The sequence below is a fragment of the Candidatus Neomarinimicrobiota bacterium genome (assembly GCA_021157965.1).
In the GTDB taxonomy this organism is placed as follows: Bacteria; Fidelibacterota; Fidelibacteria; order Fidelibacterales; family Fidelibacteraceae; genus Fidelibacter.
The window spans coordinates 20796-35396 of the sequence record JAGGVO010000015.1 but is presented as its reverse complement, the minus strand read 5'-3'; the positions used below and the strand labels follow the sequence as shown (position 1 = coordinate 35396).

Sequence of the window (14601 nt, the reverse complement as noted above, 5' to 3'; positions counted from 1 at the left end):
GTCCCATGAAGTGTCGCAAAATAGTTCTGATCGTGCTTGGTTTTACCCTTTCGCTTTTTGCCCAGGATGACGGACAGGCTCCCACATTTGTATCTGTTCCCCAAATTGGTAATATCACAGCCGGCAGTCCCATCCGATTTGAAATTGTTATCACCGATGCATCCCCCATTGAATCGGTCAGGCTCTATTATAAAACGGCGGAAACCGGTGGGTTTACATCCGTTGAAATGGAAAAGGATGTGAATTATACAGCAGAGATCCCCGGATTTGAAGTAATTGAAGGCATTTTAGAGTATTATTTCTGGGCAAAAGATGCCTATAACAATCAGGCTTTCTATCCGGAAGGCGGAGAAAAGGATCCATTGCGGATTAAAGTGGGCCGTTTTGAATCGGAGATTGAACCTGAACGTTTTTCCATTCAGATGCTCTATCCTGAGCCCAATGTTCAGACGGATGATGATAAACCCACATTTGTGTTTTTGGTCCATGATCCGGAGAATTTGCTTAGTAAAAATCAATTGCGGATTGTTTTGAATGCAACAGATGTATCAAATAAAATTATTCAGGACGGGGCTGTTGTGACTTATATTCCTGAGAGACAACTTTCAAGCGGGTCTCAGGAAGTGAAAATTCTTCTGGAAGATAAAAGTGGGAAAACCCTTTTTATGAAACGTTATCCCGTCAGCATCGGTAAAAGAGTCCCCGTTGCAGGCCGCGGGATACGGCCGGCCTGGCAGGATAAGCTGAAAATCAATGCGAATGTAGGACTCGATTCGGATTACGACATATTCTATGGGAAGGAACAACCGGAAAACCGTCCTATGGATGTCCACAAAGCGTCCGCCAGGGTTCGCCTGCGCTATGGGAAAATCCAATTGAATACATCAGCTCTCCTGAATACCCATGTTATTGATAAAAAGGCACATGATTTAAGTTTGCGAAGACAGCCTTTAAACCGTTTGCGTGTTGATTTCAGGTCGCCTCTTCTCGATGTAACCTTTGGTGATGCCGCACCGGAGTTTACTGAATTAACGTTAAAAGGAACCCGTGTTCGCGGAATATCTGCATGGCTTAAGCTGGGCTGGTGGCAAACGGCTTATGTCCATGGAACAACCCGGCAGCTTATTGAACCCATTGTGGAAACTAACCCCGATTCAACACACTGGCAAATGATGCGGAATCTTACAGGGGATACTCTCTATATACATCATGATAAAGGAACGCCTATCCGGGAATTCAGGGGATTGTCTACATCCCTGGATTTTTATCGCCATTTCCGGGTCGGTATTTCCGCTTTTAAATCCTATGATGATGTGAGTTCACTCAATTTGGAATATGAACCCCTGGAAGATCATTATCTGTTTTTAGCAAATTCTGTGGTGGGGCTTAATTCCGAGCTCCACTTTAACCATGAACGGACGGTTTTATCTGCAGAACTGGCAATTTCCGCTACCAATGATCTTCGAGCGGATGATTCCCTTTTGATTCATGAAGGCGGACTGGATACCACATTGCTCAATGATATCAATGATTTGTTGGGTTATCCACTAACGGATGATATCTTTCTGGGAAGCGCACAGGGAATGGGACTTTCAATTCCTTTTCCGGATCTGGATGATTTTGACCCCGCGTCCTATCTGATTGAAGATGTGGTGAAAAGAGGAACCTACCGGGTAGCATTTCGCACACCCCTCGATTTAAAATGGCTCCAAATAGATTTAAACTCAGAATATTTCAGGATTCCGGCTAATTTTGTTACAATTGGTAATCCATCCTTGCAGACAGATATTATGGGATTCCGTTCCGGAGCCAGAATACGTCTTCTTAAAAACCAATTGTCGCTGACCGGCCGATTTGAAAATACCTTTGACAACGTAGCCGGAAATACCAAGAATCAAACCACAAATACTGAATCCCTGATTGGAGGTATCGGACTCAATTTTTATGGTTTCCCCATGCTGAATTATTCCATGCGGGTTATGAACAGGCTTGGCGAACCGGCGGAAGGTTACGAGAATCCCGAAGAACTGACACTGAACGACAATGTCACCATTACACATACGGTGAGTCCCTCATATCAGTTTACGGCGTTTAAAACGCAGTTTAATATCAATGCCAGCTATATGTTAATGAATTATAAGGACGCAAACTCCACGGAAGATTATAATACAAACTACCTGACCCAGTCGCTGACAACAGCTTTGACAGCTGGTTTTGAATTTCCCCTTTCCGTAACACTGGGCGGTGGATTTTCAACAACAAATCCTGAGGATGTGACTCAGGCCGGGACACGTTTTATGATTCACAGCAGCCGGATAGGGTATAAATGGATGAATAACCGGCTGAACACATATATCGGCTATAGTATGGTTGATGGTTTTAGGGATAAAAACGGTTTGTTTGATCCCGGGGAATCCTACGTGGACATCAATGAAGACGGCCAGTACAATGAAGGAGAACCCTATACTGATGAAATCCAGCTTGATAACAGCAAATTTACACTTAAAGCCGGTGTGGGTTATAAAATAATGAAAAACTTTACAATTAACGGTAATATGGATTTGATTGTTGTAAGTGATGAAGTGGATGTGGAGAAAGAGTATAACGAATTTCGATTCAGGATGAAGCTGAAATATTGGTTTTGATGAAAGATGAATTGAGTTTAGTGGAAAGATGGTATGGAGTATGATGGATAAGAAACTGTTGATAGGTGTGAACAGTAATTTTGAAGAGAGAAAGAAAGCGCCCTGGGTGACAGTGCCCGCAAGATATCTTGATGCGGTATATGAAAATGGAGGGATTCCGGTAGTCATTCCGCCTTTTGAAGATGAGTACCACCTGGAATCCTATTTTTCCTTTTTGGATGGTTTTCTTTTTGTCGGGGGAGATGATTATGATCCGGGTTTGTACGGCGGTGAAGTGTTACCGGACATGGAACTGGCCCATCCCCGGCGGACGAAACATGATCTGTTGATGATGAAACAGGTTTTAAAACAGCAAAAACCTTTACTTGCTGTATGCGCCGGTATGCAAATGATGAATATTGCCGCCGGTGGCCGGCTGATTCCCCATCTTGAAACAGGAATGCGTCATACCGGTGAATATTATCATCAAATAACGATCCATGAAGGTTCACTTCTTGCCGGGATATTTTCTGAAACAACCCTGATTGTCAATTCTTACCATCACCAGGCGGTGGATCCGGCTTATGTGGGTCAGGGGCTGGATATCATTGCCCTGGCTCCAGACGGTATCCCTGAAGCCATCTCAGTTCGCGGACGGTCTTTCCAGCTGGGTGTTCAATGGCACCCTGAACGTATTGACAATTTACAACACCGGAATTTACTGTTTTCAACCTTCATCCGTGCTGCAAGCTCTCCAGACGAAACATAATTTCTTCTGCATCATAGAGTGTTTAGTAACATGTGAATAGAAGCTCCCGGAAACGATCAGGGATTATCTTTCATCCATTTAAAAAAGGTAAAATAACGACACATTGAAGCATTTCATAAGTGAGAAAATATCAATAAAGAGCTTAAAAAATCAGAAAATAATTTTGTATATTTTAATGCTATGGGATTGTTGAGATTAAAAAATATAAATAGGAGATATGCAAATGAGCAAATTTAAAAAACAGACGATTGATGGAAATTTTGCCGCTTCTCATGTCGCGTATGCGTTCAGCGATGTGGCTGCCATATATCCCATTACACCTTCATCAAATATGGGTGAATATGCTGATGCATGGGCATCCAAAGGGAAAAAGAATCTTTTTGATGAAGTTGTGGATGTAGTGGAAATGCAAAGTGAAGCCGGTGCTTCCGGAGCAGTGCACGGTTCCTTGTCTGCCGGTGCATTTACAACAACCTTTACGGCTTCACAGGGACTCATGCTCATGTTGCCGAATATGCATAAAATAGCAGGGGAGATGCTTCCGACAGTATTTCATGTCAGTGCCCGCTCACTGGCAGCTCAGTCTCTCTCCATTTTCGGTGATCACTCTGATGTAATGTCTGCCCGGAATACAGGCTTTGCATTAGTGTCTGCATCTTCCATCCAGGAAATCATGGATCTCGGCCTTGTTTCCCATCTGGCAACCCTCGAAGCGAAAGTCCCCTTCCTTAATTTCTTTGACGGTTTTCGGAATTCCCATGAAATCCAGAAAATTGAAATGATTGATTACGGTACCATGGGAGAACTCCTGGAAGGCAGCGCGGAATATGTGGAAGAATTCAGAAAAAGAGCCCTGAATCCGGAAATCCCCATGGCTAAAGTGGGTGCCCAGAACCCGGATGTCTATTTCCAGGGCCGTGAAACCGTCAATAAATATTATCTGGCAACTCCGGATATCGTGCAGAAATATATGGATAAAGTGGCTGAGAAAATCGGTCGCCAATATCATCTCTTCGATTATTTCGGGGATCCCGGTGCGGAAAAGGTGATTGTGGCCATGGGCAGTGCCTGTGACACCATTGAAGAGACAATCAATAAATTGAATAAAAATGGCGAAAAACTGGGACTTGTAAAAGTTCGCCTGTATCGTCCCTTTGCTGTTGAAAAATTTGCAGAAGCAATTCCTGATTCTGTCAGAAAAATTGCCGTTTTAGACCGGACCAAAGAACCGGGTTCCATTGGTGAGCCTCTTTATCTGGATGTTGTGGCCGCTTTGAAAGAGCGGAAAGAGATAGAAATCATTGGTGGACGTTATGGACTTTCCAGTAAGGAATTTACACCGTCCATGGTGAAGGCAGTGTATGATCATCTTGACGGGAAAGCCTTTCATGGTTTCACCGTTGGAATTACAGATGATGTAACCGGCCTTTCCATTCCGGTTAAAGAACATATCAATACCGTCCCCGAAGGAACGATTTCCTGTAAATTCTGGGGACTTGGCTCAGACGGAACAGTCGGTGCCAACAAGAATTCCATCAAGATTATCGGTGACAATACGGATATGTATGCCCAGGGATATTTTCAGTACGATTCAAAAAAGTCCGGGGGAATTACCCGCAGTCACCTCCGTTTTGGAAAAGAAAAAATTCAATCCGAATATCTGGTTGAAAACGCTGATTTTATCGCCTGTCATAATCAAGCCTTTATCGGACGTTATGATATCCTCGAAGGAATTAAAGAAAACGGCGTCTTTCTTCTGAATTCCAACTGGAAAGATGATGAAGTTTTCGAAAATCTCACAGAAGATATGCAGAAAACTATTATCGAAAAAAATATCAATCTTTACAATATCGATGCATTGAAAATCGCTCAGGATGTTGGACTTGGATCCCGGATCAATACGGTGATGATGGCTGCCTTTTTCATTATTTCTAAGGTGCTTCCCCGGGAAGATGCCGTAAAAATGATCAAGAAAGCCATCGAAAAGTCCTACATGAAAAAAGGTAAAGATGTGGTTGAGATGAACTGGAAAGCTGTGGACAGAGCCGACGAGGCATTGAAACAGATTAAAGTTCCTGAAAAAATCTCAAAGAGTGCAAAAGTCAATGATCTGGTCCCCAAAGACTCCGAAGGCTTTACGAAAAACGTGATTGAGCGGATTATGCGGGAAAAGGGAGACGAGATTCCCGTGAGCCAGATGCCTTATGACGGACAAATTCCAACGGGTACCACAGCCCTTGAAAAACGGGGTGTTGCTCCCCGGGTTCCCCATTGGGAAGCTGAAAAATGTATTCAGTGCAACCAGTGCTCTTTCGTTTGTCCCCATGCAGCCATCCGGGCCAAACTTATCGATCCGGCTGATCTGGAAAATGCTCCGGAAACTTTCAATGTGCTGGATGTGAAAGGAAAAGACAGCCAATATAAATATAAAATCCAGGTGTATATTGACGACTGTGTGGGTTGTGGTGTTTGTATTAATGACTGTCCCACCGGTGCTCTGACATTTTCTCCCATCGAGAATGAACGTAAAGCAGGAGAACGGGTCAATGTGGATTTTTTCAATACATTGCCCAACGATGTCCTGGGTAACAATCGCGAAAATTCTGTTAAAGGAAGCCAGTTCAAACAGCCTTTGTTTGAATTCTCCGGTGCCTGTGCCGGCTGCGGTGAAACACCTTACATTAAACTGGTCACACAGCTTTTCGGCGATCGAATGATCATCGCCAATGCCACGGGATGTTCGTCCATTTACGGCGGGACTTTTCCCACGATTCCCTACACGAAAAACAAAGATGGATATGGTCCGGCATGGGCAAATTCACTCTTTGAAGACAATGCTGAATATGGTTTTGGAATGCGTCTGGCTGTGGATGCCAACCGGAAACAATTGAAAAATAAGGTTCAGAAACTTCTGGATGCCGGTGTAAAGGGCGAATTGGGTGAAGCCCTGAAAATCGCAGTGGAAAACTGGGCATCCGTGGATCAGGAAACAAAAGCCAATGCAAGGAAAATCAAAGAATTACTGCCGGAATACCTGAAAAAGGCCCCTGCTGAACTGAAACCTATTGCTCAGAAAGTCTACGAACTGAGAAATTATTTTGTGGACAAATCCATCTGGTCTTTTGGTGGTGACGGCTGGGCTTATGATATTGGATTCGGTGGCCTGGACCATGTCCTTGCCTCCGGAAAAAATATCAATATTCTTGTTTTGGATACGGAAGTCTATTCCAATACCGGCGGACAAGCGTCAAAGGCGTCCCCGCTTGGTGCCGTTGCCCGTTTTGCCGAAGCAGGCAAGAAAACCATTAAAAAAGATCTTGGTAAGATGATGATGACATACGGTTATGTCTATGTGGCCATGGTCTCTATGGGGGCTAATAAGAATCAGCTGATTAAGGCTGTTTCCGAAGCTGAAGCCTACCCCGGACCTTCCATCATTATCGCTTATGCTCCCTGCATCAATCATGGCATTGACATGAGCCAGAGCCAGCTGGAAGAGAAAAAAGCCGTTGAGACAGGATACTGGTTGCTCTATCGCTATAATCCGGCCCTGAAAAAGCAAGGCAAAAATCCCTTCATTCTTGATTCAAAAGAACCAAAAGGGAATGTTCTGGATTTCCTCGAAGGAGAAAAACGCTATTCTTCCCTGAAGCAAACTTTTCCTGAAAATGCAGAAGAATACAGGAAAAAGTTTGTGGAATATGCTAAACAGCGTTATGAAGAATACCGAAAAATGGCTGAATAAACAAAATAACACAGATAACCCAAAAAGGGAACAGTTTGACTGTTCCCTTTTTTTGTAAATTCAATCATGACGACAAAACTGGAAAAAATCCTCCTTGCCCGTATCCGGGAAGCAAACCGCAACTGGGACTTGTTTCAGGAAGGGGAAAAATTGCTTGTGGGTGTTTCCGGCGGGAAAGATTCCTTAAGCCTCCTTACACTTTTATCCCGCTTTCCTGTTGAACTCCATGCAGTACACGTGCAGCTCAATTCCGAACTGCCGGTCCATTTTCTGGACTATTGCAAGAAATACGCCCGGATTCATCTGGTTAAAACCGACATTCACGAAAAGGCTTTTGCACCCGATGCAGGGAAAAACCCCTGTTTTATCTGTATGCGCCTTAGGAGAAAAACTGTTGTATCCTTTGCAGTAAAAAATGGGTTTAATAAAATATTTTTTGGTCACCATAAAAATGATGTAGTTGAAACCTTTCTTTTGAACCAGATATATGGTCGCGAAATCAGTACCATGCTACCAAAACAACCTCTCTTTGATGGTCAGTTTCATATTTGCAGACCTATGTACATGATACCTGCACCTCTTTTAAAAACCTATGCAGGAGAACAAAAAGTGCCTGTTGCCCCTGAAACATGTCCTGCAGCGGAACATTCACGACGAAATCGCATCAGAGAATGGCTCAATGACCTTCAGGAGTTCAATCCCCGAATAGATGTTGTGGATAATATATTTTCGAGTCTGAAGCGGATAAACCGTCCCTTTATCCCTGTATTCCCCGATACACAAGATTTGACGGAAATTCGAAAACCGAAGTATAAAAATCATTAATTAAAAATATACAATAATATTAATAATAATATAAGCTTGACATTTTCTGGGTCCCGGTGTATTTTTCCCCCGGGGTGGGGGGAGATAGTCAAATATATTGCTATATAGAAATATATCGAATGTGTTTTAATGAATTCGCATATTTTGGATATAAAAAAAGAGGGTCTTAGACCCTCTTAATAATTTGATTGTACTGGCATTTTTTACCAGATGACAACCCGTTCTTCCGGAGATTTGTACATTTGATAACCGGGGCGGATTTGAAAAGCTTCATAGAAGGCATCCACATTTTCCAGAGGTCCCACAACCCGGTAATGTGACGGAGAATGCTCATCTTCCATAATACGCCGTATCATGGTTTCCCGGTTCATGTTTCGCCGCCAGATCTGGGCAAAACCAAGAAAAAAGCGCTGATCGGGTGTGAACCCGTCGATATTTTTCATTTCATGGTTCTTTTTAGCCAGTTGCAGTGCATCATAAGCCACATTTACACCGCCCAAATCTGCTATATTTTCTCCCAGTGTCAGTTCTCCATTGATGCGGAATGTATCGATGACAACGTAGTTATCATATTGTTCGACGAGTTTTTTCGTTCGCTCATCAAACTGTTCGGCATCTTCGGCAGTCCACCAGTCGTTCAGCATTCCGTTCTCATCATATTGCCTGCCGTGATTATCAAAACCGTGGGTCATTTCATGACCGATAACAACACCAATGGCTCCGTAGTTTATGGGATCGTCGGCATAGAGGTTGAAAAATGGAGGTTGGAGGATACCGGCAGGAAAGACTACTTCGTTTCCCAGAGGATTATAATAGGCGTTGACAATATGAGCCGGCATGTGCCACTCTTCCGGGTCCGGTTTTTGCCCGGCTTTTACCTTTTCTAAGTCAAAATTATAAGCAGCAATTCGCAAAAAATTTCCAAAATAATCATCTCGTTTGACCGTCAGTCCTGAGTAATCATCCCAGTTTTCCGGATATCCAATTTTTATCCGCATTGCCTCCAGCTTAACCAGGGCTTTTTGCCGCGTTTCATCTGTCATCCAATCTACATTTTCAATACGATGTTTCAGGGCCAGCTTCAAATTCCCTGTCAATTCGATCATTTTTTCTTTCGCTTCCGGAGGGAAATAGGTTTCCACATAAAGCCTCGCCAGCATGTCGCCCAGAATCCAGTTTGACTGGTTTAATACTCGTTTTGTCCGGGGTTCCATAACTTTCTGCCCGGATAAGTACCGGTTAAAGAAATCAAAACGCAGAGCATTGATCTCATCCGGTAAATAATGAGCCATGCGGTTCATCATATTCCAGGTAAAATAATCTTTCCACACCTCAGCAGGGATCTCTGTGAGCATTTGATTCACTTCCCTGAAAAAGTCAGGCTGGTGAACATTATAATATTGATTATAATCGAGTCCCAAAGCTTTAAAATAAAGATTCCAACCCAAATCAGGAGTCAATTCTTTTAATTCTGACAGGGACATTTTATGATATGTTTTTTGAGGGTCCTGGCGGTCTACAATGTTCATGGATGCTTCAGCCAGACGGGTTTCAAATGACAGGATGGATGCCGCCGCTGTTTCAGCTTTCTCCGGTGTATATCCTCCTGCCTGAAAAAAACGGTTCAGAAAGGCTTTATATTCATTTCGTATTTCCTTCAATCTTTCTGATTGTCCCAAATAATATTCCCGCTCCGGGAGGCCCAAGCCGCTTTGTCCCAGTTGCACAATAACAAGATCTGTATTTTTTGGATCTTCATAAAAAGATATATCAAAAACCGGTGCCATAAAATGTGAGTGAAACCAGGCAATTGTCTTAACAATCTCCCGGGGAGATTCGGTTTTCACAATCTCAAGTTGTGACATTAATGGAGTTAACCCTTTTTCTTCAATTAAAGCGCTGTCCAGTCCGCTGGTGTAATAAGCCCCTATCTGACCACGTAAACTGGAAGGATCTGAGTCCATGTTGTTTGCGGCTTCTTCTAACAGGGTTTTAATCATATCCTGATTCCGGTCGTACACTTCCCGAAAAGCACCCACGCTGACTTTGTTATCGGGTACAGGATTATTCTGCAACCATTTCCCATTGGCATAGAGATAAAAATCTTCGCCAGGCTTGATGGACAAATCCATATTGGATATATCAAAGGCAGGATACATTTGAACAGTTGCAGATTCCTTCAGCATCTCCTGCGGAGTACATGCTATGCTGAAAAGCAGTACAAGTCCTGAAAGTATAATCATTCCAGTCCGTAATACAGTGTGATTCATGGTCGTTTCCTCTTGTTTATCCAAATTCGGATTGAAAATTTACCGAAAAAGTTGTCATAAAATGTGAATTTTTTCCATGATCCGGGAAGATTATCCCTGAAAAAAAAGACCGGATTTTATACCGGTCTTTTTTCCAGTGAGTTATAGGGTCTTGTTCAGGCAAGAAGTTTGATATCTTCGTCAACAGAGCCAATCGGAGCAATTCCAAAGTTTTTTACAAGTACATCTGTTACATTGGGGGAGAGAAACGCGGGGAGTGTGGGTCCCAGATGAATATTCTTTACACCAAGGTAGAGCAGAGCCAGCAGGACAATGATTGCCTTTTGTTCATACCAGGCAATATTGTATGAAATAGGGAGCTCGTTAATATCGTTTAGTTCAAAGAGCTCCTTCAGCTTGAGTGCAATCACAGCAAGACTATATGAATCGTTACACTGCCCCGCATCCAGAATTCGTGGAATTCCACCGATGTCTCCCAGAGGCAGCTTGTTGTAACGATATTTAGCACAACCGGCCGTTAGGATGACCGTATCTTTCGGAAGTTTTTGGGCAAATTCGGTATAGTATTCACGGCTTTTCATTCTGCCGTCACATCCGGCCATGACAATGAATTTCCGGATGGCTCCGCTTTTTACGGCGTCTACCACTTTATCAGCTAATTGTTCAACCTGATTGTGGGCAAACCCGCCAGTAATGGTGCCGTTTTCGATGGCTACCGGCGGTTTACAGGTTTTTGCCATCTCGATGATGGGTGAAAAATCCTTGGTGCCACCTTTTGGCCGGTCTTCGATATGGGGAAAACCGCTGAATCCGGCAGTCCCCGTAGTGAATACACGGTCTCTATATGTGGATTTTTTACGGGGAGGAACCAGACAGTTAGTGGTAAAAAGAATGGGGCCATTGAAGGTCTCAAATTCTTCGGTCTGCTTCCACCAGGAATTCCCATAATTCCCTGTAAAATGATCATATTTCTTGAATGCGGGATAATAATGGGCCGGCAGCATTTCACTGTGTGTGTAGACATCGATTCCGGATCCCTCGGTCTGCTTAAGAAGTTCTTCCAAATCCTTCAGGTCATGACCGCTGATCAGAATTCCGGGATTGTTCCGGGTGCCAATATTTACTTGTGTGATCTCTGGATGACCATAGGTGGAAGTGTTTGCCTTATCCAGAAGAGCCATGGCGCTGACACCAAATTTACCGCATTCTAACACCAGATTTGTCAAATCTTCGACACTCAAACTCTCATCAAGGGTGGCAATCAACCCCTTTTCCATGAAACCGAAGACATCATTATCCGAATAACCCAGGTTCAGTGCGTGTTCTGCATAAGCAGCCATTCCCTTTAAACCATAGGTGAGCAGTTCCCGGAGACTCCTGATATCCTTATCCTTCGTCACTAAAACACCTACGTTCTTTGCTTTTTCTTCCAATTCGGGAATGGTTGCTCCTTTCCAGGTGATGACATCGTGGTTCTTGAGCCATTCCGGGAGTGCATCCATATCGATATTCTCTTTGATATGATCCCGTAAAGCAAGTCCCTGTAAGACTTTATCCGCGATGACCTGCATATCAAAATTGGCATTCGTTATGGTTGTAAACAGGGAATCCGCCAGATATCGGTCGAGTGTTTCACACAGCGTGTTCTGTTTGCGTTTTTCACGGCTTAAAACAGCTACTCCTTTCGCTGTGTATATGAGCAGATCCTGCATCCGGGCGACTTCCGGTTTTTTACCGCAAACACCTTTGATGGTGCATCCGGTACCTCCTGCCGCTTCCTGACATTGAAAACAAAACATGTTTGACATTCAGTTCTCCTTTTTTCTTTACTCTAAAAATATAATGGTATTTCCGGGTTATATAACGTAACATATGTTACAAATATGGAAAATATATATCAAAAATTGAGAAAAATTCCTCTGTTTAGCTCTTTCGATGAAGAGGCATTATCCAAATATCTGCCGGAAGACAGAATATATGTTCGGCATTATATACCTGGAAATGTTATTGCTTTTTCAAAAGATCCCATAGAGTCACTTTATTGTTTAATACAGGGGAAATGCCGGGGCGAGATGCTGGATTTTTCCGGACGCTCCTTTACGGTGGAAGTGATAAATGCTCCCGATACGGTGGCTTCTGCATTTATATTTGCAAGAGAAAATCGTTTTCCCGTTAATGTCGTAGCTGTATCATCCTGTGAAATTGTACTGATTCCAAAAGATTTCATTTTTATGTTCATTGCACAGAATCCGGATTTTATTCGGATGATTATCCGGGATGTAACTGACAGGACCGTTATGCTGGCAAAGAAGATACAGATGCTTTCTTTCCGCACAATCCGCCAGAAACTGGCTCGGTATCTTCTGTCCCTCCGCAAAAACCAGTCCCTTAGTGTCCTGGTGCCCATTAGCCGTGAAGCTATGGCAGATCTCTTTAATGTGGAAAGGCCTTCTGTGTCCCGTGTCTTGTCGGAATTACACCGGGAGGGACTGATTGCTGTAAAAGGCCGGACCATTGAATTAAAAAATCTTCAAAAACTGAATGAAATATTAATTGAAGGATAATCAGTTTTGATGATGTTTAATGTATGATTCATACCCTTCCGGAGACATATACCATTTCAGAACTTCACCATCCGTTGAGGGAAGATTGACATATATCAGTCCATCCAGACAATAGTTAAAATCCGGATCCATATTAAATGATAAAATTTTACCTCCCAGTTTCAGATACTGTTTAATTAAAATGGGAATTCCATTTATCTGATGTTCGATATCCGATATCAATGAAGAGACTTCTTCAGGGGTTTTGATGAGGTGCTGTGAAGGGATTTTATCCCAAATTTTCATGGATTTGTGTTTAAAGGGGTTCCGGGGGCGGACATATCTGGCCAGTTCTTTATCCATGTAATGATTTTTTAAAAAATTGACCAAAATTTGCCGTGAAACGGCATTGTAGTTTCCGGTAATGCTGACAGGACCGAAAACGTTGGTGTAATGAGGATTTCGCACAATGAAAAGGCTGATGCCTTTCCACAGGAGTAGGAGGGGAGCGTATTTTTTCTGGTATTCTTTACGGATGAATGATCGACCCAGTTCAATGGAAGGTCCCATTTTATCAAAAATATCCGGTTTGTATCTGAACAATGTGCTTGTATAAAGTCCGGAAGGACCATATTTGCGGATTATCTCGTCAGTTGGGCCAAGGCGGTATGCACCGACAATTTCTTTTTTTACATGATTCCATACGATCAGATGGTAATAGTATTCGTCAAAAATGTCTAAATCCAGACTTTTCCCTGTTCCTTCACCTACATCACGAAATGTAATTTCCCTAAGGCGTCCCAGCTCACGGACAGAAAAGGGGATATCATCAACTTTGGCGTATATCACACTGTATTCCCGATTTTTCAGAAGCACTTGACCGGGTGACAGGGATTCAATTTCCTTTGTCAGAACTTCAGTATCAAACCGTTCGGGAATTTCCTCTAAGGGGTTTTCTTTCAAGGTATTCTGCTGTTTCTGATTATCGGAAGATAAGGGTCTGTATTGAAGAACATAGGTTTTCAGGCGGAGATAATTTAAAAGATCTCTTGGATTTTCAAAACTGTGGTACCGTTTCGGCTGGATAGAATCACCGACTTTCACAACGATGTGTTTGTTTTTTGTTTTTAAAAATTCCCGGGGATACATGAACATGCGCAAATTCTGGTTAAACATGCCTGCTAAAAGAAAGGTCAGGCTGTTTCTTCCTTCGAAATAAACGGGAATCAGAGGGACAGAAGCCAATTGGATAAGGCGGGCTGTATTTTCAATCCATCCGGGGTCTGTAATATCCTGGTGACGGACACGAAATTGTGAAACTGCCCCGGAAGGAAATAAAACGAGTCCGCCGCCGCGTTTCAACCATTGCAGGCTGTGACGAACTGCCCGGATGTTCATGTATTTAGCTTCCGGTGTCCGGTGAGTATCCACCAGAATAAGCCGGTCCCGAATATCCGGAATGTATTTTATCTCTTTCTGGGCAATGAATTTAACATCCTGCCGGATCCGGTAGATCAAATCCATGAGAATGAGTCCGTCCAGAACACCAAAGGGATGGTTTGCAATGATGATAAATGGACCTTTCTCCGGAATATTGTGCAGTGTCTTTGCATCGGAAATGGCGTATGTGATGTTCATGTTCTTCAGCACACAGGCTTCAAACGATTCATGATCCTGCCGGTTGAGGAGTTTTGAATACAATTTATTCAGACGCCCAAAAGCAAACATATGCTCTAAAATGGGATTTGCAAGATGAATTAATTTATCTTTCCACCGGTGTCGTGAATGAAAATTTACTCTGAATGGATCTTCCGAATGATGTTTG

The 14601-nt window shown here is 43.0% G+C and carries 8 protein-coding genes; 5 read left to right on the top strand and 3 right to left on the bottom strand.

The window, feature by feature from the left end; genetic code table 11:
- Nucleotides 1–5: 5 nt before the first annotated feature.
- The 4 genes from J7K63_02080 (at nucleotide 6) to J7K63_02065 (ending at nucleotide 7963) form a co-directional block, all read left to right on the top strand.
- A complete protein-coding gene (locus tag J7K63_02080) occupies nucleotides 6–2645 on the top strand; it encodes a hypothetical protein (GenBank protein ID MCD6233812.1) in 2640 nt (879 codons plus the stop codon).
- Between the two features lie 43 nt (nucleotides 2646–2688).
- Nucleotides 2689–3393 carry a gamma-glutamyl-gamma-aminobutyrate hydrolase family protein gene (locus J7K63_02075; GenBank protein MCD6233811.1) on the top strand — a complete coding sequence of 235 codons (705 nt, stop codon included), beginning with the start codon at nucleotides 2689–2691 and terminating at the stop codon, nucleotides 3391–3393.
- Between the two features lie 223 nt (nucleotides 3394–3616).
- Nucleotides 3617–7138 carry a pyruvate:ferredoxin (flavodoxin) oxidoreductase gene (nifJ, locus tag J7K63_02070; GenBank protein ID MCD6233810.1) on the top strand — a complete coding sequence of 1174 codons (3522 nt, stop codon included), beginning with the start codon at nucleotides 3617–3619 and terminating at the stop codon, nucleotides 7136–7138.
- Nucleotides 7139–7204: 66 nt separating this feature from the next.
- A complete protein-coding gene (locus J7K63_02065; protein ID MCD6233809.1) occupies nucleotides 7205–7963 on the top strand; it encodes a hypothetical protein in 759 nt (252 codons plus the stop codon).
- 203 nt (nucleotides 7964–8166) lie between these two features.
- On the opposite strand, the gene J7K63_02060 is transcribed toward J7K63_02065, so the two are convergent.
- A complete protein-coding gene (locus J7K63_02060) occupies nucleotides 8167–10233 on the bottom strand; it encodes a M13 family metallopeptidase (GenBank protein ID MCD6233808.1) in 2067 nt (688 codons plus the stop codon).
- A gap of 155 nt (nucleotides 10234–10388) precedes the next feature.
- A complete protein-coding gene (gene hcp, locus J7K63_02055; protein MCD6233807.1) occupies nucleotides 10389–12032 on the bottom strand; it encodes a hydroxylamine reductase in 1644 nt (547 codons plus the stop codon).
- Nucleotides 12033–12116: 84 nt separating this feature from the next.
- Here hcp and J7K63_02050 point away from each other — a divergent pair, with 84 nt between their 5' ends.
- On the top strand, nucleotides 12117–12797 hold the full coding sequence (locus J7K63_02050; protein MCD6233806.1) for a Crp/Fnr family transcriptional regulator: 681 nt from the start codon (nucleotides 12117–12119) through the stop codon (nucleotides 12795–12797).
- Here J7K63_02050 and J7K63_02045 read toward each other — a convergent pair whose 3' ends face one another.
- Nucleotides 12798–14414, bottom strand: coding sequence for a lysophospholipid acyltransferase family protein (locus J7K63_02045; GenBank protein ID MCD6233805.1), 1617 nt, complete (start codon nucleotides 14412–14414; stop codon nucleotides 12798–12800).
- Between the last annotated feature and the right edge of the window lie 187 nt (nucleotides 14415–14601).